This is a genomic window from Salmonella sp. 3C, assembly GCF_025426275.1.
In the GTDB taxonomy this organism is placed as follows: domain Bacteria; phylum Pseudomonadota; class Gammaproteobacteria; order Enterobacterales; family Enterobacteriaceae; genus Salmonella; species Salmonella enterica.
Window position 1 is genome coordinate 1,358,588 of record NZ_CP104858.1, and the last position, 18,246, is coordinate 1,376,833.

The 18,246-nt window shown below is 54.6% G+C and carries 15 protein-coding genes; 11 read left to right on the forward strand and 4 right to left on the reverse strand.

From position 1 onward, the window contains the following. Positions 1-10 precede the first annotated feature (10 nt). Entirely contained in the window at positions 11-889 is an 879-nt protein-coding gene (hslO, locus tag N7E69_RS06570) for an Hsp33 family molecular chaperone HslO (RefSeq protein WP_001675842.1), read from the forward strand. Between the two features lie 110 nt (positions 890-999). Here the strand turns inward: hslO and N7E69_RS06575 are convergent, their stop codons facing one another. Beyond that, positions 1,000-2,709: a DUF4153 domain-containing protein gene (locus N7E69_RS06575; RefSeq protein WP_000446451.1), complete on the reverse strand. Its 1,710-nt coding sequence runs from the start codon at positions 2,707-2,709 to the stop codon at positions 1,000-1,002. A 379-nt stretch (positions 2,710-3,088) separates the two neighbouring features. On the opposite strand from N7E69_RS06575, the gene pckA reads away from it, so the two are divergent. Next, positions 3,089-4,708 carry a phosphoenolpyruvate carboxykinase (ATP) gene (pckA, locus tag N7E69_RS06580; protein ID WP_001265689.1) on the forward strand — a complete coding sequence of 540 codons (1,620 nt, stop codon included), beginning with the start codon at positions 3,089-3,091 and terminating at the stop codon, positions 4,706-4,708. 74 nt (positions 4,709-4,782) lie between these two features. Here pckA and envZ read toward each other — a convergent pair whose 3' ends face one another. Continuing rightward, entirely contained in the window at positions 4,783-6,135 is a 1,353-nt protein-coding gene (gene envZ, locus N7E69_RS06585) for a two-component system sensor histidine kinase EnvZ (RefSeq protein WP_001253818.1), read from the reverse strand. Next, entirely contained in the window at positions 6,132-6,851 is a 720-nt protein-coding gene (gene ompR, locus N7E69_RS06590; RefSeq protein WP_001157751.1) for a two-component system response regulator OmpR, read from the reverse strand. The genes envZ and ompR overlap by 4 nt, the downstream gene beginning before the upstream one ends. A gap of 225 nt (positions 6,852-7,076) precedes the next feature. On the opposite strand from ompR, the gene greB reads away from it, so the two are divergent. The 6 genes from greB to N7E69_RS06620 all read left to right on the forward strand — a co-directional run bounded on the left by greB (position 7,077) and on the right by N7E69_RS06620 (position 14,390). Next, complete coding sequence (greB, locus tag N7E69_RS06595) at positions 7,077-7,550, forward strand: transcription elongation factor GreB (protein WP_000856695.1); 474 nt, start codon at positions 7,077-7,079, stop codon at positions 7,548-7,550. 98 nt (positions 7,551-7,648) lie between these two features. Then, positions 7,649-9,979 carry a Tex family protein gene (locus tag N7E69_RS06600; protein ID WP_000980659.1) on the forward strand — a complete coding sequence of 777 codons (2,331 nt, stop codon included), beginning with the start codon at positions 7,649-7,651 and terminating at the stop codon, positions 9,977-9,979. A gap of 436 nt (positions 9,980-10,415) precedes the next feature. Beyond that, a complete protein-coding gene (gene feoA, locus N7E69_RS06605; protein WP_001160955.1) occupies positions 10,416-10,643 on the forward strand; it encodes a ferrous iron transporter A in 228 nt (75 codons plus the stop codon). 18 nt (positions 10,644-10,661) lie between these two features. After that, complete coding sequence (gene feoB, locus N7E69_RS06610) at positions 10,662-12,980, forward strand: Fe(2+) transporter permease subunit FeoB (RefSeq protein ID WP_000736979.1); 2,319 nt, start codon at positions 10,662-10,664, stop codon at positions 12,978-12,980. 12 nt (positions 12,981-12,992) lie between these two features. After that, complete coding sequence (gene feoC, locus N7E69_RS06615; protein ID WP_000157587.1) at positions 12,993-13,229, forward strand: [Fe-S]-dependent transcriptional repressor FeoC; 237 nt, start codon at positions 12,993-12,995, stop codon at positions 13,227-13,229. Positions 13,230-13,463: 234 nt separating this feature from the next. Continuing rightward, complete coding sequence (locus N7E69_RS06620; RefSeq protein WP_000235956.1) at positions 13,464-14,390, forward strand: Rpn family recombination-promoting nuclease/putative transposase; 927 nt, start codon at positions 13,464-13,466, stop codon at positions 14,388-14,390. Positions 14,391-14,425: 35 nt separating this feature from the next. Here the strand turns inward: N7E69_RS06620 and bioH are convergent, their stop codons facing one another. Next, positions 14,426-15,196 carry a pimeloyl-ACP methyl ester esterase BioH gene (gene bioH / locus N7E69_RS06625; RefSeq protein ID WP_000998146.1) on the reverse strand — a complete coding sequence of 257 codons (771 nt, stop codon included), beginning with the start codon at positions 15,194-15,196 and terminating at the stop codon, positions 14,426-14,428. Between the two features lie 37 nt (positions 15,197-15,233). On the opposite strand from bioH, the gene gntX reads away from it, so the two are divergent. The 3 genes from gntX to gntT all read left to right on the forward strand — a co-directional run bounded on the left by gntX (position 15,234) and on the right by gntT (position 18,244). After that, positions 15,234-15,917 carry a DNA utilization protein GntX gene (gene gntX, locus N7E69_RS06630; RefSeq protein WP_000958734.1) on the forward strand — a complete coding sequence of 228 codons (684 nt, stop codon included), beginning with the start codon at positions 15,234-15,236 and terminating at the stop codon, positions 15,915-15,917. A gap of 58 nt (positions 15,918-15,975) precedes the next feature. Then, a complete protein-coding gene (nfuA, locus tag N7E69_RS06635) occupies positions 15,976-16,551 on the forward strand; it encodes a Fe-S biogenesis protein NfuA (RefSeq protein WP_000619387.1) in 576 nt (191 codons plus the stop codon). A 376-nt stretch (positions 16,552-16,927) separates the two neighbouring features. Next, on the forward strand, positions 16,928-18,244 hold the full coding sequence (gene gntT / locus N7E69_RS06640; protein WP_001131741.1) for a gluconate transporter: 1,317 nt from the start codon (positions 16,928-16,930) through the stop codon (positions 18,242-18,244). The last annotated feature ends 2 nt before the right edge of the window (positions 18,245-18,246 follow it).

The window sequence follows — 18,246 nt, forward strand, 5'->3', positions numbered from 1 at the left end:
AGAGATGATTATGCCGCAACATGACCAATTACATCGTTATCTGTTTGAAAACTTTGCCGTTCGCGGCGAGCTGGTAACCGTTTCGGAAACCTTGCAACAGATCCTCGACAATCATAACTATCCGCAGCCGGTGAAAACTGTACTGGCCGAACTGCTGGTCGCCACTAGCCTGCTGACCGCGACGCTGAAGTTTGCTGGTGACATTACGGTACAGCTCCAGGGCGACGGGCCGTTAAGCCTGGCGGTGATCAATGGCAATAATCAGCAGCAGATGCGCGGCGTGGCTCGCGTTCAGGGCGACATCCCTGACAATGCGGATCTCAAAACGCTGGTTGGCAACGGCTATCTGGTGATCACCATTACGCCGGAAGAGGGTGAACGCTATCAGGGCGTGGTGGGTCTGGAAGGCGATACTCTGGCGGCGTGCCTGGAAGATTACTTCCTGCGCTCCGAGCAGTTGCCGACGCGCCTGTTTATCCGTACCGGCGATGTCGACGGTAAACCGGCGGCAGGTGGAATGTTGCTCCAGGTGATGCCGGCACAGAACGCGCAGGCGGAGGATTTCGACCATCTGGCTATGTTGACGGAAACCATTAAAAGCGAAGAGCTGCTGACGTTACCGGCAAATGACGTGCTGTGGCGTTTGTATCACGAAGAAGAAGTCACACTCTACGATCCGCAAGATGTTGAGTTCAAATGCACCTGTTCACGCGAACGTTGCGCGGGCGCGCTGAAAACATTGCCGGATGAAGAAGTGGACAGCATTCTGGCGGAAGACGGCGAAATCGATATGCACTGCGATTACTGCGGCAATCATTACCTGTTCAATGCGATGGATATCGCGGAGATCCGTAACAACGCCTCTCCTGCCGATCCACAGGTTCACTAATCGCCTCGTAGTCAGCAACGTCATTGCCTGATGGCGCTGCGCTTATCTGGCCTACAGCATCCCGCTCCGTAGGCCGGATAAGGCATTTATGCCGCCATCCGGCAAAAAGCTTACTCGTTGTAGTAATCCACATCCAACCGCTGACCATCAACAATGATATCGCGCCAGGCTTTGGGGGCTGAGTCTAACCGATGCCCGGCAATCGCGTGCAACAGTTGCGTCTTAGAAAACCCGTCCGGCAGTCGGGCGAACGCTTTCTGCGTCCATTTCCCCTCTTTTAAGCCGTAGACCTGGCTCTCGGCAACAATAAAGTTATACAGCACCTGCTCAGGCTGACCGTCGCCGTTAAGATCCTGACTCACCAGCACGCAGGCATCCGCTTCAAGGCAGGAATCGTCCGAATAACTCTGCTCTTTGACAAACGCCCAAAATGCGGCATCCGGCTTCTGGCTACCGGGCGCAATCATCACCACCCGCGCTAAATCGTCCGCCGTCGGAGGGACCTTATTTCTCTGCAAAAACGTCATCAGTTCACGATTGCGCTTTCTGTTCTGCGTAAACGCCTCGTCATCCCGCAACGATTTCAGCGCTTCCTGGCCAGGTTTGCCGCTGTGATCCAGCATATACAGGCTGATCTGATCCGCAGTAATTTTACCACTATGGTAACGCGCCATATGGCTGTTGACGCTAATACGCCAGACATCAAGTACAGGCGAGGCCAGCAACAGCAATATCACCAGCGTCAACAAAGAGACGCTCAGTATCACCTTGCCTTGCCACTCACCAGGGTCGCGTCCGCGGCGTAACAGACCGATCAGATAACCGAAGGACCATACCAGCAAGACAGACGCCGTCAGCGCGCCATACAGACGATCCGGCGTCCAGCCGTATTGCTGAATGCGTACCCATAGCGCCCAGCCCGCCAGCAGCATATATATCGGGGCAACGCACAGCGAGGCGCTAATCAAACCGCGTAATACGCGCGGATAGGGTAATACGCGCTTTTGCGGTTCGTTGACAATCGCCACGAGGAGCAGCAGCATCAGCGTCAGCGTGGATAGCAGCCCCGCAGCGGAAACACGCGCAGAAATCGCCTCCAGTCCGGTAAAGGGTAACGTCACAATAAACAGCAATGCCAGCAGCGACACCACCGGCAGTAAACCCGTCGCGATCAGCGTCAGCAGCTTTTGCACCGCCGCCACAAGGCGCGACTGCGTGCGGGCGAGAATGACCGCCAGCGCCGTAATCAAGCCGATGGTCACATAAATAAAGGCTTCAGTTTCAAAGAAAAGGGTGCTGAAAAAGCGGATGCCCACCAGCCTGAATAGCGCGCTCCAGAGCAGAAGCACCAGCCAGAACAGTCCGTTAGCGACCAGGACGATAAACAATGTCAGTACGTTATGCCATAACCGCAGATAAAACTGGGGATAACGCGCCGAACCGGTTTGCGAATGTAGCTGATATTGCATCCAGGGTAATACCAGCATCGCCATCAACACAAGCCGGAGACCATACAGCCAGAGGAGCTCGGCCAGGCGCCATTTCTCCACCGCCTCAACCTGCCATTTCAGCCAGCCGCTCATTGCCAGCACGACCACAAAGGTCAGCCCCAGCCAGCCCCACAGCGCGCGCTGTTTAAAAGAGACCACGGTAAGCAATAGCATTGACGACAACGCTATCGTCGCAGGCATACCATAGAACAGCCAGTCGCTATTTTGTGGTACCAGCCAGGCCATCAGCAGGTAGCACAAGACGCCCTGCAGCAAACCGGTGAGCAACATACCCCAGCGAGTAGTACGTGAAAGCGCTACACTTTCCATGTCGTTATCCAGAATGATGAGAAAGTCGCATTATTGCATCATCTGTTCACCGCCAGGCGTCGTCATGCATAATTCAGAAAAAAACGCAGAGAGGTGAATCGATATTGTTAATGTTGGTGTTACGTAACTTTCTTACATGAATGCGATTACAGTCACATTATGTCGGTCAAAAACACTTCCTTTTAACGTTTTCAGAACATTTTCCACAACAAAAGTAGGTTTCCTGCCATAATAACCGCCGCTGCGTGACAGGAGTCACAGTGTTTTTCGTCAATCGTGATTTTGTCCAGATACGTAAATCTATGAGCCTTGTCGCGGTTAACCAACCTCAAAAAACCTTACTATTTTCGGTAATATATATTGGCTAAGGAGCAGTGATATGCGCGTTAACAATTTAACCCCGCAAGATCTCAAGGCTTATGGTATCAACGACGTCCAGGATATCGTTTACAATCCCAGCTACGACACCCTTTATCAGGAAGAACTTAATCCTGGTCTGGAAGGCTATGAGCGTGGCGTGTTAACTAACCTGGGCGCTGTTGCCGTTGATACCGGTATTTTTACCGGTCGTTCGCCTAAGGATAAGTATATTGTTCGCGACGACACCACGCGTGATACGCTGTGGTGGTCCGATAAGGGTAAAGGTAAAAACGATAATAAGCCGCTTTCCCAGGAAACCTGGCAACACCTGAAAGGTCTGGTGACGCATCAGCTTTCTGGTAAACGCTTATTCATTGTTGATGCGTTCTGCGGCGCAAATGCCGATACGCGTCTTTCCGTGCGCTTTATTACGGAAGTCGCCTGGCAGGCCCACTTCGTTAAAAATATGTTCATTCGCCCAACGGACGAAGAGCTGGTAGGCTTCAAACCTGACTTTATTGTCATGAACGGCGCGAAGTGCACCAACCCGCAGTGGAAAGAGCAAGGGCTGAACTCGGAAAACTTCGTGGCGTTCAACCTGACTGAACGTATTCAGCTTATTGGCGGCACCTGGTACGGCGGCGAAATGAAAAAAGGGATGTTCTCGGTAATGAACTACCTGCTGCCGCTCAAAGGTATCGCCTCAATGCACTGTTCCGCCAACGTGGGTGAAAAAGGCGATGTCGCGGTCTTCTTCGGCCTTTCCGGTACCGGAAAAACCACTCTGTCCACCGACCCGAAACGTCGTCTGATTGGCGATGATGAGCACGGTTGGGATGACGACGGCGTGTTCAATTTTGAAGGCGGCTGCTACGCCAAAACCATCAAACTGTCGAAAGAAGCGGAGCCAGAAATTTATCATGCGATTCGCCGTGATGCGCTGCTGGAAAACGTCACCGTGCGCGAAGACGGCACCGTTGATTTCGACGATGGTTCCAAAACCGAAAACACCCGCGTCTCTTACCCGATCTATCATATCGATAACATCGTTAAGCCTGTGTCCAAAGCAGGTCACGCCACCAAGGTTATCTTCCTGACGGCGGACGCCTTCGGCGTGTTGCCACCGGTTTCCCGTTTAACCGCTAACCAGACGCAGTACCACTTCCTGTCGGGTTTCACCGCTAAACTGGCCGGCACCGAACGCGGCGTCACCGAACCGACCCCCACCTTCTCCGCCTGCTTCGGCGCCGCATTCCTGACGCTGCACCCGACGCAGTATGCTGAGGTGCTGGTGAAACGTATGCAGGCAGCAGGCGCGCAGGCTTATCTGGTTAACACCGGCTGGAATGGCACCGGCAAACGTATCTCCATCAAAGATACGCGCGCGATTATTGACGCCATTCTGAACGGTTCTCTTGATAACGCGGAAACCTTCCGTCTGCCGCTGTTCGATCTGGCGATCCCGACTGAACTGCCAGGCGTGGATACCCACATTCTCGACCCGCGTAACACCTACGCGTCGCCGGAACAATGGCAGGAAAAAGCCACCGCGCTGGCGAAACTGTTCATTGAGAACTTCGAGAAGTATACGGATACCCCGGCAGGCGAAGCGCTGGTTAGCGCCGGACCGAAGCTGTAAGGAACAGGCCGGATGGCGGCTTTGAACAGCGTCATCCGGCGTTAAGAAAAAAGGGAGGATAATACCTCCCTTTCTTATGCCTCTTTTGTCGTCCCCTGGACGCGAGCCACAGGAACCGGCAGCCAGGCGCGAATTGACAAGCCGCCACGCTCGCTGGTGCCAATCTCCAGCATCCCGTTATGGTTATCGATAATGCGCTGCACAATCGCCAGCCCCAGCCCTGTACCGCTGGTGCTACGGGCGCTGTCGCCACGCACGAAAGGCTGGAACAGATGTTTACGCTGCTCCGGCTTAATGCCCGGCCCGTCATCTTCTACCTGGAACCAGGCGCGATGCGACTCGGTGCCGCTGCTGACCTTAATCCAGCCGTTGCCATAGCGGGCAGCATTGACCACCATATTCGCCACCGCGCGCTTAATCGAGAGCGGGTGCATTTTCACCTGGATACTGCCTGCCTGAAGCGCAGTGTTAATCTCACGCTCATAGCCGCTTTCCGCCGCAATCACCTCGCCCAGCACGGAATTGAGATCCGCCATCTCCATTGGCATTTCCTGACCGGTACGCAGATAGTCAATAAACTGTTCGATAATGGCGTTACACTCTTCGATGTCTTTATTGATCGACTCCGCGAGATAACCGTCTTCCTCGCCCATCATCTCCGTCGCCAGACGAATACGGGTCAGCGGCGTGCGCAAGTCGTGGCTGACGCCCGCCATCAATAGCGTACGGTCATCGGCCAATTGTTTCACGCCGGCTGCCATATGGTTAAACGCCCGGGTCACAGAGCGCACCTCAGAGGCGCCATATTCACGCAGCGGCGGCGGAATAATTCCCTTCCCTACCTGCAAAGCGGCATGTTCAAGATCCACTAACGGTCGATTCTGTATACGAATAAACAGCCACGCGCCGCCTATCGCCAGGAGCATGATCGCCAGCGTGTAACGGAAAAGCGGAGAAAAATCGCCCTGATGAATTTCAGTCAGCGGCACGCGCACCCAGATATTGGGCGACAGCCAGGTTTTGAGCCACACGACGGGCGAGCTTTTGTTGACCTCAACGCGCACTTCCGTCGGGCCGCCTAATTGCTGCGCCATCTGGTGGCTTAAGAATTCGTAGTGTTGCGCCCAACGCAACCCGGCCTCTTCGGCGGCTTCGTTGGTGTAGAGAGAGATCCCCAGCTCGCGATAGATTTCCCGGCGAAACGCAGGCGGCACGACTAACTGCGTGCCGTCCTCCAGTTGCAGCTTATCGGTCATCAGCATACGGACTTCGTAAGCCAGAACCTTATTAAACTGCTGGAGGCTCGGCAAAATCGCGAAGTTCAGCACCACCAGGTAGGTCGTCACCAGGCTGACGAACAGCAAGGTGACGATGAGCAACAGCGTGCGGGCAAATGAACTTCGCGGTGAGAAGCGCATTCGCCTCATGCTTTAGAACCGTCCGGTACAAAGACGTAGCCCAGGCCCCAGACGGTCTGAATATAACGCGGATGTGCCGGATCTTCTTCCACCATACGGCGCAGGCGGGAGATCTGGACGTCGATGGAGCGTTCCATCGCGGAATACTCGCGGCCACGGGCCAGATTCATCAGCTTATCGCGAGAGAGCGGCTCGCGCGGATGGCTGACTAACGCTTTCAGTACCGCAAACTCCCCGCTGGTCAGCGGCATCGGTTCATCTTCACGGAACATCTCGCGCGTACCGAGGTTCAGTTTAAACTTACCGAACGCGATAACGGCCTCTTCCTGCGACGGCGCGCCGGGCAGTTCGTTTGCCTGACGACGTAACACGGCGCGAATACGCGCCAACAGCTCGCGCGGGTTAAACGGTTTAGGAATGTAGTCATCGGCGCCGATTTCCAGCCCGACGATACGGTCAACCTCTTCACCCTTCGCCGTGACCATAATGATCGGCATTGGATTACTTTGACTACGCAGGCGACGACAAATCGACAGACCATCTTCACCTGGCAGCATTAAATCCAGTACCATGAGATGGAAAGATTCACGGGTCAGCAGACGATCCATCTGCTCAGCGTTAGCGACGCTTCGAACCTGGAAGCCCTGCTCGGTCAGATAACGTTCCAGTAGCGCCCGCAGACGCATATCGTCATCAACCACCAGAATCTTATAATTCTCTTGCATTGTCTGTACTCCCAAAGGTTCGCAACAAATGTAAGTGTGTATTCTTAAAAAAGCTCACGTGAGTCACCAGCAAATTCTGGTATGAATTTCAGGCTAAATTGTTACAAAGCATATTTAACAGCAGCTTAAATATACAATTAATCGGCAACCCCATTATTTATTCTGTCGGGACGATCACGTTATACCCCGTGTGCGCAATATCGACAGCAAAGGTAAATCAACGAGATGAAAACGCCCCTGATCACCCGCGAAGGGTACGAAACACTCAAACAAGAGCTCAATTATCTCTGGCGTGAAGAGCGCCCGGAGGTCACCAAAAAAGTGACCTGGGCTGCGAGTCTGGGCGACCGCAGCGAGAATGCCGACTATCAGTATAATAAAAAGCGCCTGCGTGAGATCGACAGACGCGTCAGATATCTGACCAAATGCATGGAAAATCTCAAAATCGTGGATTATTCCCCGCAGCAGGAGGGCAAAGTCTTCTTCGGCGCCTGGGTGGAAATTGAAAATGATGACGGCGATACGCTGAAGTTCCGCATTGTCGGCTACGATGAAATTTTCGGACGTAAGGATTACATCTCTATCGACTCGCCGATGGCGCGGGCGCTACTGAAAAAAGAAGTGGGCGATCTGGCGGTGGTCAACACCCCTGTCGGCGAAGCAAACTGGTACGTCAATGCGATCGAATACGTCAAATAAGACAAGAAGAATCCTAAGCCCCCGCTGATGGCTGGCATTTTTGCCAGCCAATCCGTATAACTATCCCCTGATTTTTATCCTGAAGACGAAGCTAACCCATGATGAATGATTCTTTCTGCCGCATTATTGCGGGTGAAATCCAGGCAAATGCCGGGCAGGTTGAAGCTGCCGTTCGCCTGCTTGACGAAGGGAACACCGTGCCGTTTATCGCACGTTATCGTAAAGAAATCACCGGCGGTCTGGATGACACGCAGTTGCGTAACCTGGAAACGCGTCTGGGCTATCTGCGTGAGCTGGAAGACAGGCGTCAGGCTATCCTCAAGTCCATTTCCGAACAAGGCAAACTGACCGATGAGCTGGCTGGCGCCATCAACGCTACGTTAAGTAAGACCGAGCTCGAAGACCTCTACCTGCCCTATAAACCTAAACGCCGCACCCGTGGACAAATCGCCATTGAAGCCGGCCTTGAGCCGCTGGCCGATCTGCTCTGGAACGAGCCGTCCCACGATCCTGACGTGGAAGCGGCAAAGTACATTGATGGCGACAAAGGCGTGGCGGACACGAAAGCCGCGCTCGACGGCGCACGCTACATTCTGATGGAGCGCTTTGCCGAAGACGCCGCATTGCTGGCGAAAGTGCGTGATTACCTGTGGAAGAACGCCCATCTGGTCGCCACAGTCGTGAGCGGCAAAGAGGAAGAAGGGGCAAAATTCCGCGACTATTTCGACCATCATGAGCCCATTGCTAACGTCCCGTCTCACCGTGCGCTGGCCATGTTCCGTGGTCGTAACGAAGGCATTCTGCAACTTTCGCTCAATGCCGACCCACAGTTTGATGAGCCGCCGAAAGAGAGCTACTGCGAGCAGATCATCATGGACCATCTCGGCCTGCGGCTGAATAACGCCCCGGCGGATAGCTGGCGCAAAGGCGTAGTGAGCTGGACGTGGCGTATCAAAGTCTTAATGCACCTCGAAACCGAACTGATGGGCACCGTGCGCGAACGTGCGGAAGACGAAGCGATTAACGTGTTTGCGCGTAACCTGCACGACCTGCTGATGGCAGCCCCCGCAGGCCTGCGCGCCACGATGGGCCTTGATCCTGGCCTGCGTACCGGCGTAAAAGTCGCTGTCGTTGACGGCACCGGCAAGCTGGTGGCGACGGATACCATTTATCCGCATACCGGTCAGGCGGCCAAAGCGGCTACCGTGATCGCCGCGCTGTGCGAAAAATACCACGTCGAACTGGTCGCGATTGGCAACGGTACGGCCTCGCGTGAAACCGAACGCTTCTATCTCGACGTACAGAAACAGTTCCCGAACGTGACGGCGCAGAAAGTGATCGTCAGCGAAGCGGGGGCGTCCGTGTATTCCGCTTCGGAGCTGGCGGCGCAGGAGTTTCCGGATCTCGACGTCTCCCTGCGTGGCGCGGTCTCTATCGCGCGTCGTCTGCAGGATCCGCTGGCGGAACTGGTGAAAATCGATCCGAAATCGATCGGCGTCGGCCAATATCAACACGATGTCAGCCAGACGCAGCTGGCGCGTAAGCTGGATGCGGTGGTCGAAGACTGCGTAAACGCCGTCGGCGTCGATTTGAATACCGCCTCCGTGCCGCTGCTGACCCGCGTCGCGGGCTTAACGCGCATGATGGCGCAAAACATCGTCGCCTGGCGCGATGAGAACGGTCAGTTCCAGAACCGCCAGCAACTGTTGAAGGTGAGCCGTCTGGGGCCGAAAGCGTTTGAGCAGTGCGCGGGCTTCCTGCGTATTAACCACGGCGATAACCCGCTGGATGCCTCCACCGTCCACCCGGAAGCCTATCCGGTTGTCGAACGCATTCTGGCGGCGACGCAGCAAGCGCTAAAAGATCTGATGGGCAACAGCAACGAATTGCGTCACCTCAAGGCCGCTGATTTTACCGACGATAAATTCGGCGTGCCGACCGTGAGCGATATCATCAAAGAGCTGGAAAAACCGGGCCGCGACCCGCGTCCTGAATTTAAAACCGCGCAATTCGCCGATGGCGTCGAAACCATGAACGACCTGCTGCCGGGGATGATTCTGGAAGGGGCGGTCACTAACGTCACTAACTTCGGCGCGTTTGTCGATATCGGCGTTCATCAGGATGGCCTGGTGCATATCTCCTCGCTCTCGAATAAGTTCGTCGACGATCCGCACACCGTGGTGAAAGCGGGCGACATCGTGAAGGTGAAAGTGCTGGAAGTGGATCTGCAACGTAAGCGTATTGCGCTGACGATGCGTCTGGACGAACAGCCCGGCGAAACCGCCGCTCGCCGCGGCGGCGGCGCCGATCGCGCTCAGGGCAACCGCCCTGCATCTAAAGCGGCGAAACCGCGCGGTCGTGACGCCCAGCCAGCCGGTAACAGCGCCATGATGGACGCGCTGGCAGCGGCAATGGGAAAAAAACGCTAATCGGGTAATACGCAGGCCGGGTTACTTCTTATCCGGCCTGCGATTTTGCAATACGTCCAACCCTTTCTTTTTTAATTAACAATTAAATCTTACCCATTAGAATCTGTTAATTAATTTCCTTCTGCTATCCGCACTATTAATTATCACTTTATTAACAGATGAAACCTTAATTAAACATTAAAAACGGTGAATATTTGCACATTAGGGGTATTTGCAAAAAGACAAATAAATGTTGAGCCATATCAACATCGGCGCAAATTATCGCTTATTTGTACATTCCGTCACATTTTAATCGTTGAAGATAGAAACCATTCTCATTATCATTGTGTTGTTGATTATTTACTCTTTCCTTCGTTGGCTAAACATCGGGTCTCCTGCCGCCCCCCTGAGCGCCGCATGAGGTATACATCCAGTTAGTAAGAAACAAGTAGGTCGTATGCAATTCACTCCTGACACTGCGTGGAAAATCACCGGCTTTGCGCGTGAAATCAGCCCGGCGTATCGTCAAAAACTGCTTTCGCTCGGCATGTTGCCCGGCTCTTCATTTAATGTTGTCCGCGTCGCGCCCTTAGGCGATCCGATCCATATCGAAACACGACGCGTGAGTCTGGTTTTGCGTAAAAAGGATTTGGCGTTAATAGAAGTGGAAGCGGTTTCCTGTTAATACAGTGAGTCTATAAAAATGAAAAAATTAACCATTGGTTTAATTGGTAATCCTAATTCCGGCAAGACCACCTTATTTAACCAACTCACCGGCGCGCGTCAGCGCGTGGGGAACTGGGCGGGCGTCACCGTCGAGCGTAAAGAGGGCCAGTTCGCGACAACTGACCACCAGGTCACGCTGGTAGATTTACCCGGCACCTATTCTCTGACGACCATCTCGTCACAAACCTCTCTCGACGAACAGATCGCCTGCCACTACATCCTGAGCGGCGACGCCGACCTGTTGATAAACGTTGTGGACGCCTCCAATCTGGAGCGCAACCTCTATTTGACGCTGCAGCTGCTGGAGCTGGGTATCCCCTGTATTGTCGCGCTCAACATGCTGGATATCGCCGAAAAACAGCAGGTTCGTATTGATGTCGACGCTCTGTCCACGCGTCTGGGTTGCCCTGTCGTACCGCTGGTATCGACTCGCGGCCGCGGTATCGAGGCGCTGAAACTGGCCATTGACCGTCACAACGCTAACGACAACGTCGAACTGGTGCATTATGCCCAGCCGCTGCTGCGCGAAGCAGGTTTCCTGGCCGACGCGATGGCCCAGGAGATGCCTTTACAACAGCGCCGCTGGCTGGGTCTGCAAATGCTGGAGGGCGATATCTACAGCCGGGCTTACGCAGACGAGGCGGCGCAAAACCTGGACACCTCCCTTGCCCGTCTGAAGGACGAAATGGACGACCCGGCGCTGCATATCGCCGACGCCCGTTATCAGTGTATCGCCGCTATTTGCGACGTGGTCAGCAATACCCTGACAGCCGAACCCAGCCGCTTCACCAGGGCGGTCGATAAAATTATCCTGAACCGCTTCCTCGGCTTACCGATTTTTTTGTTCGTGATGTACCTGATGTTCCTGCTCGCCATTAACATCGGCGGCGCGTTGCAACCCCTGTTTGATGCCGGTTCCGTCGCCATCTTTATTCATGGCATTCAATGGATTGGCTACACGCTGCACTTCCCGGATTGGTTAACCATCTTCCTGGCGCAAGGTCTTGGCGGCGGGATCAATACCGTCCTGCCGCTGGTGCCGCAAATCGGGATGATGTACCTATTCCTCTCCCTCCTTGAAGACTCCGGTTATATGGCGCGCGCGGCCTTCGTCATGGATCGCCTGATGCAGGCGCTGGGACTACCGGGTAAATCCTTCGTGCCGCTGATTGTCGGCTTCGGCTGTAACGTACCTTCCGTGATGGGCGCCCGCACGCTTGACGCTCCGCGCGAACGCCTGATGACCATCATGATGGCGCCGTTTATGTCCTGTGGCGCGCGCCTGGCGATTTTCGCCGTCTTTGCCGCCGCCTTCTTCGGGCAAAACGGCGCGCTGGCGGTCTTCTCGCTGTACGTGCTGGGTATTGTCATGGCGGTATTAACCGGCCTGATGCTGAAGCATACCATTATGCGCGGCGAAGCCTCTCCGTTTGTGATGGAGCTACCGGTTTACCACGTACCGCATATCAAGAGCCTGATCATCCAGACCTGGCAACGCCTGAAAGGTTTTGTACTACGCGCCGGTAAAGTCATTATCATCGTGAGTATTTTCCTGAGCGCGTTTAACAGTTTCTCGCTGAGCGGCAAAATCGTCGATAACATTAATGACTCCGCCCTCGCCTCCGTAAGCCGGGTCATCACGCCAGTCTTTAAACCGATCGGCGTCCATGAAGATAACTGGCAAGCGACCGTGGGTCTGTTTACAGGCGCCATGGCGAAAGAAGTTGTCGTCGGTACGCTGAACACACTCTATACCGCCGAAAATATTCAGGACGAAGCGTTTAATCCTGCCGATTTTCACCTCGGCGATGAACTGCTGGGCGCGGTTGACGATACCTGGCAAAGCCTGAAAGACACCTTTAGCCTGAGCGTACTGGCTAACCCGATCGAAGCGAGTAAAGGCGACGGCGAAATGGCAACCGGCGCGATGGGCGTGATGGATCAAAAATTCGGCAACGCCGCGGCGGCGTACAGTTACCTGATTTTCGTCCTGCTTTACGTACCGTGTATCTCGGTAATGGGCGCTATCGCCCGCGAGTCCAGCCGCGGCTGGATGGGCTTCTCCATCCTGTGGGGGCTGAATATCGCCTATTCGCTCGCCACGCTGTTCTACCAGGTTACCAGCTTCAGTCAACACCCGACATACAGCCTGATCTGTATTCTGGCAGTGATCGTCTTTAACGTTGTGGTGTTAAGCCTGTTGCGCCGCGCCCGCAGCCGTGTAGACATTGAACTGCTGGCAACCCGCAAAAACGTCAGTTCCTGTTGTTCGGGCACTGCGGGCAATTGTCACTAAGGGATGTAAAAAATGGCTTCATTGATACAGGTTCGCGATCTACTGGCGCTACGGGGGCGTATGGAGGCAACGCAGATCAGCCATACGCTGCACGCTCCGCAGCCCATGATCGACGCCATGCTGAATCAACTGGAGATCATGGGTAAAGCAGTACGTATCCCGGAAGAAGCGGACGGCTGCCTTTCAGGCAGCTGTAAAAGTTGTCCAGAAGGTAAAGCCTGCCTGCGCGAATGGTGGGCCTTGCGTTAGCCTTCGCCGGGTAGCGACGTAACGCGTCTTATCCGGCCTTTATCCCGCGTTATGTTGCCCGGTACGCGTCACGCTGCCGGGCAATTTTGCGTCATGCCTTCCACAAAGATGAAAGCGTTACCGCCGTGCGCATTTATCTCCCCACGCGCCTCGCAAGCGCGCTAATCCTCTACTGCAATCAGCCCGGTCTGCGCGTAGTGTCACGCCATTGAACTTCACCGATGACGGATCGATATGGCGACCTCAACAACATCCACGCCGCATGACGCGGTATTCAAACAGTTTCTATGCCACCCCGATACTGCACGGGATTTTTTGGAAATTCATCTCCCGACGACATTACGTCAAATCTGTAATCTGAATACGTTACGGCTGGAGTCCGGTAGCTTTATTGAAGAGGATTTACGCCCCCATTATTCCGATATTCTTTGGTCGCTGGAAACAAGTGAAGGTGAAGGTTACATTTACGTGGTTATTGAACATCAGAGTACGCCGGACGCGCATATGGCATTTCGGCTGATGCGTTACGCAATGGCTGCAATGCAACGGCACCTGGAGGCCGGGCATAAGACGTTGCCGTTAGTGGTGCCAATGCTGTTTTATCACGGAAACCGCAGCCCGTATCCGTTTTCATTATGCTGGCTGGATGAATTTGCCGACCCGGTGATGGCGCGTAAGCTATACGCCACCGCCTTTCCTCTGGTCGATATTACGGTCGTGCCGGACGACGAGATTATGCGGCACCGACGGGTCGCGCTGCTGGAACTCATACAAAAACACATCCGCCAGCGTGATCTGATGGGGCTTGTCGAACAGCTGGTCGCCCTGCTGGTTAAGGGATACGCTAATGACACCCAGCTTCAAAGTTTGTTTAATTACATGATGCACACTGGCGACGCCGCGCGCTTCAATACGTTTATCCGCCAGGTGGCTATGCGTATCCCACAGCATAAGGAGAAGATCATGACTATCGCAGAAAGATTACGTCAGGAAGGACATCGTAACGGGTTACAGAAAGGGCTACAGCAAGGCAAGCAGGAAGGCCAACGGCTCGCCGCATTGCGCATTGCCCGCTCGATGCTAAACGATGGTTTCGATCGCGATACCGTGCTTAGGGTTACCGGGCTGGCGCCTGCCGATCTGGCGTCTGAAAACCATTAATCTGGCAGAATGGTCCGGGCCCGGCAACGCCCTGGTTACAGCGATGATTTTAGCGTCATCAGCGCCTGACAAAACGCCGCCGGATGCGAGATAAACGGCGCATGGGCCGCCTTCGCCATTATCTGTGATGTACTGTGCGGCCATAACGTATCGAGCAAAGGCACGATTTTACGCGGCACCAGACCGTCCAGATAACCATACAAACGCAAAAACGGCATGTTCACATTTTTAAGCGCTTCTCGTAGATCGACCGTTTTTAAGATTTCCAGTCCGCCATTGAGCACCTCTACATCCGGCATAGGCTGCGCCAGCACCACGCTTTTTAAGGTGCGGGCATCCTGACGCGCCGTCTCCGTCCCTAACGTTTGCAGCGCCAGAAAACGCTCCACCGTGCGCTGAAAATCGTCGCTAAGCTGCTGCTGGAATCCGCCGAGGATTTCTGGTTTTATTCCCGGCCACCCCTCACGCGCGCTAAAGCATGGCGAAGAGGCGACTGTCACCAGCGCCTGAACGCGTTCAGGGTGGGTGAGCGCCATCTGACTCGCTACCAGGCCGCCCAGGCTCCAGCCAAGCCAGATAGCCTGGTCCGGCGCGTTTTTCGCTACCTGCGCCGTCATCTCTTCAAGCGTCATGGCGCCAAACCCCGAGCTGCGACCATAGCCCGGCAAGTCGACCAGATGCAGCGTAAAATGCGAGCCGAGTTCCTCGCGAATGCAATGCCATACCTCCGCGTTCAATCCCCATCCGTGCAGCAGCACAAGATGACAATTTCCCTCGCCGTAGGTCTGCCACCAGATGTCATTCATCAGTTACTGTTCTCTTTTGTCTAACAAGGATGCACCTATGCTAACAGTACCGGGATTATGCTGGCTATGCCGAATGCCGCTGGCGTTAAGCCACTGGGGAATTTGTTCCGTATGCGCGCGCGCCGTTCGTCAGCGCGTCAGCCTGTGCCCGCAATGCGGATTACCTGCCGCGCATCCTTCGCTCCCCTGCGGTCGCTGCCTGCAAAAACCTCCGCCCTGGCAGCGTCTGGTGAGCGTCAGTGACTATACGCCGCCCTTGAGTTTACTGGTGCATCAGCTTAAATTTACCCGCCGCAGCGAAATTGCCGCCGCTCTGGCGCGTCTACTGTTGCAGGAAGTACTCATGGCGCGCCGCAGCACTGGCTTGCAGCTTCCCGACAGAATCGTCAGCGTTCCGCTCTGGTCGCGCCGACACTGGCGGCGGGGATTTAACCAAAGCGATATGTTATGCCAACCGTTAGCGCGCTGGCTTGGCTGCGCGTGGGACAGCCAGACCATCACGCGGGTACGGGCGACCGCAACACAACATCATCTCAGCGCCAGGTTACGTAAGCGCAATTTGAAAAACGCGTTTCGCCTTGAATTGCCGGTACAGGGTCTCCATATGGTTATTGTGGATGATGTCGTCACTACCGGAAGTACCGTCGCGGAAATCGCGCAACTGCTTTTGCGCAACGGCGCAGCGACTGTCCAGGTATGGTGCCTGTGTCGAACCTTGTAGAGCCTCGATGATGGGCGTATTATAACCAACTAAAATAGTCAACTATTAGGCCATTACTATGATCCGTATTTCCGATGCTGCACAAGCGCACTTTGCCAAACTGCTGGCAAATCAGGAAGAAGGGACGCAAATCCGCGTATTTGTCATTAATCCCGGCACTCCTAACGCAGAGTGCGGTGTTTCTTATTGTCCGCCCGACGCCGTAGAAGCCACCGATACTGCACTGAAATTTGACCTGTTGACCGCTTATGTCGATGAACTGAGCGCGCCCTATCTGGAAGACGCGGAAATTGATTTCGTGACCGACCAGCTAGGTTCTCAACTTACATTGAAAGCGCCAAACGCGAAGATGCGCAAAGTGGCCGATGACGCGCCGCTGATGGAGCGCGTGGAATATGCTCTGCAATCGCAGATTAACCCGCAGTTGGCGGGCCACGGCGGTCGCGTCTCGCTGATGGAAATTACCGATGAAGGCTATGCAATTCTGCAGTTTGGCGGCGGTTGTAACGGTTGCTCGATGGTTGACGTCACGCTGAAAGAAGGGATCGAGAAACAGTTGCTGAATGAATTCCCGGAACTGAAAGGGGTTCGCGATCTGACCGAACACCAGCGCGGCGAGCACTCCTACTACTAAGATTTTCCCCGCATCCATGCCCGATGGCGCTTGCGCCTGTCGGGCCTTATCTGCCCCACCGTAGGCCGAATAAGGCGTCTACGCCGCCATCCTGCGCCATCAGCCACATCTCAGAACGATGGTCCTTCTTCTTTCGCCGATAACATGACCTGTGTCTCATAATTTAAATTTTGCCTGCCAGGGTCATTTTCAACACCCACATGTTACCCGTATCATTCTTATGGGCACCTAACATCCATATAACATCTGACTACGCTCATTCGTTTCAACGGTAATCAGTATTGGTGCTATTGCGACTCTGTTCCCGTCGGGAACAACAGGAATTTGTCGTCGAAACAATGACGTTACCCATAACAAAGTAAAGGCCAGGTAAATCATGCCATTAGTCATCGTTGCTATCGGTGTTATCTTGTTACTTCTTCTGATGATCCGCTTCAAAATGAACGGGTTTATCGCCCTTGTCCTGGTAGCGCTCGCTGTCGGGTTGATGCAGGGAATGCCGCTGGATAAAGTCATCGGCTCCATCAAAGCCGGTGTCGGCGGTACGCTTGGCAGTCTGGCCCTGATTATGGGGTTCGGCGCCATGCTGGGCAAAATGCTTGCCGACTGCGGCGGCGCTCAACGTATCGCCACTACCCTGATCGCGAAATTTGGTAAAAAGCATATTCAGTGGGCCGTAGTGTTAACCGGCTTTACCGTCGGCTTCGCTCTGTTCTATGAAGTGGGCTTCGTTCTGATGCTGCCGCTGGTATTCACCATTGCCGCAGCAGCGAATATCCCGTTACTGTACGTCGGCGTGCCGATGGCCGCGGCGCTTTCCGTCACACACGGCTTCCTGCCGCCGCACCCGGGCCCAACCGCAATCGCCACGATTTTCCATGCCGATATGGGTAAGACGCTGCTGTTTGGTACGATTCTGGCAATCCCGACCGTGATCCTTGCCGGACCGGTTTACGCCCGTTTCCTGAAAGGTATCGATAAGCCGATCCCGGAAGGCCTGTACAGCGCGAAAACTTTTACGGAAGAAGAGATGCCGGGCTTTGGCGTCAGCGTCTGGACGTCGCTGGTTCCGGTGATTCTGATGGCGATGCGTGCGGTTGCCGAGATGATTCTGCCAAAAGGCCACGCTTTCCTGCCCGTTGCCGAATTCCTGGGCGACCCGGTAATGGCTACGTTAATTGCCGTACTGATTGCGATGTTCACCTTTGGCCTGAACCGCGGGCGTTCAATGGATCAGATTAACGATACGCTGGTCTCTTCCATCAAAATTATCGCCATGATGCTGCTGATCATCGGCGGCGGCGGCGCGTTCAAGCAGGTGCTGGTCGATAGCGGCGTGGATAAATACATCGCTTCAATGATGCATGAAACCAATGTCTCTCCGCTGTTGATGGCGTGGTCTATCGCGGCGGTGCTGCGTATCGCGCTGGGCTCTGCGACTGTCGCGGCGATTACCGCAGGCGGCATTGCGGCGCCGCTGATCGCCACTACCGGCGTTAGCCCTGAACTGATGGTTATCGCGGTCGGTTCCGGGAGCGTGATTTTCTCTCACGTCAACGACCCGGGCTTCTGGCTGTTCAAAGAGTATTTCAATTTGACTATCGGCGAGACCATTAAATCCTGGTCGATGCTGGAAACGATCATCTCCGTCTGCGGCCTGATCGGCTGTCTGCTGCTGGGTATGGTGGTTTAAGC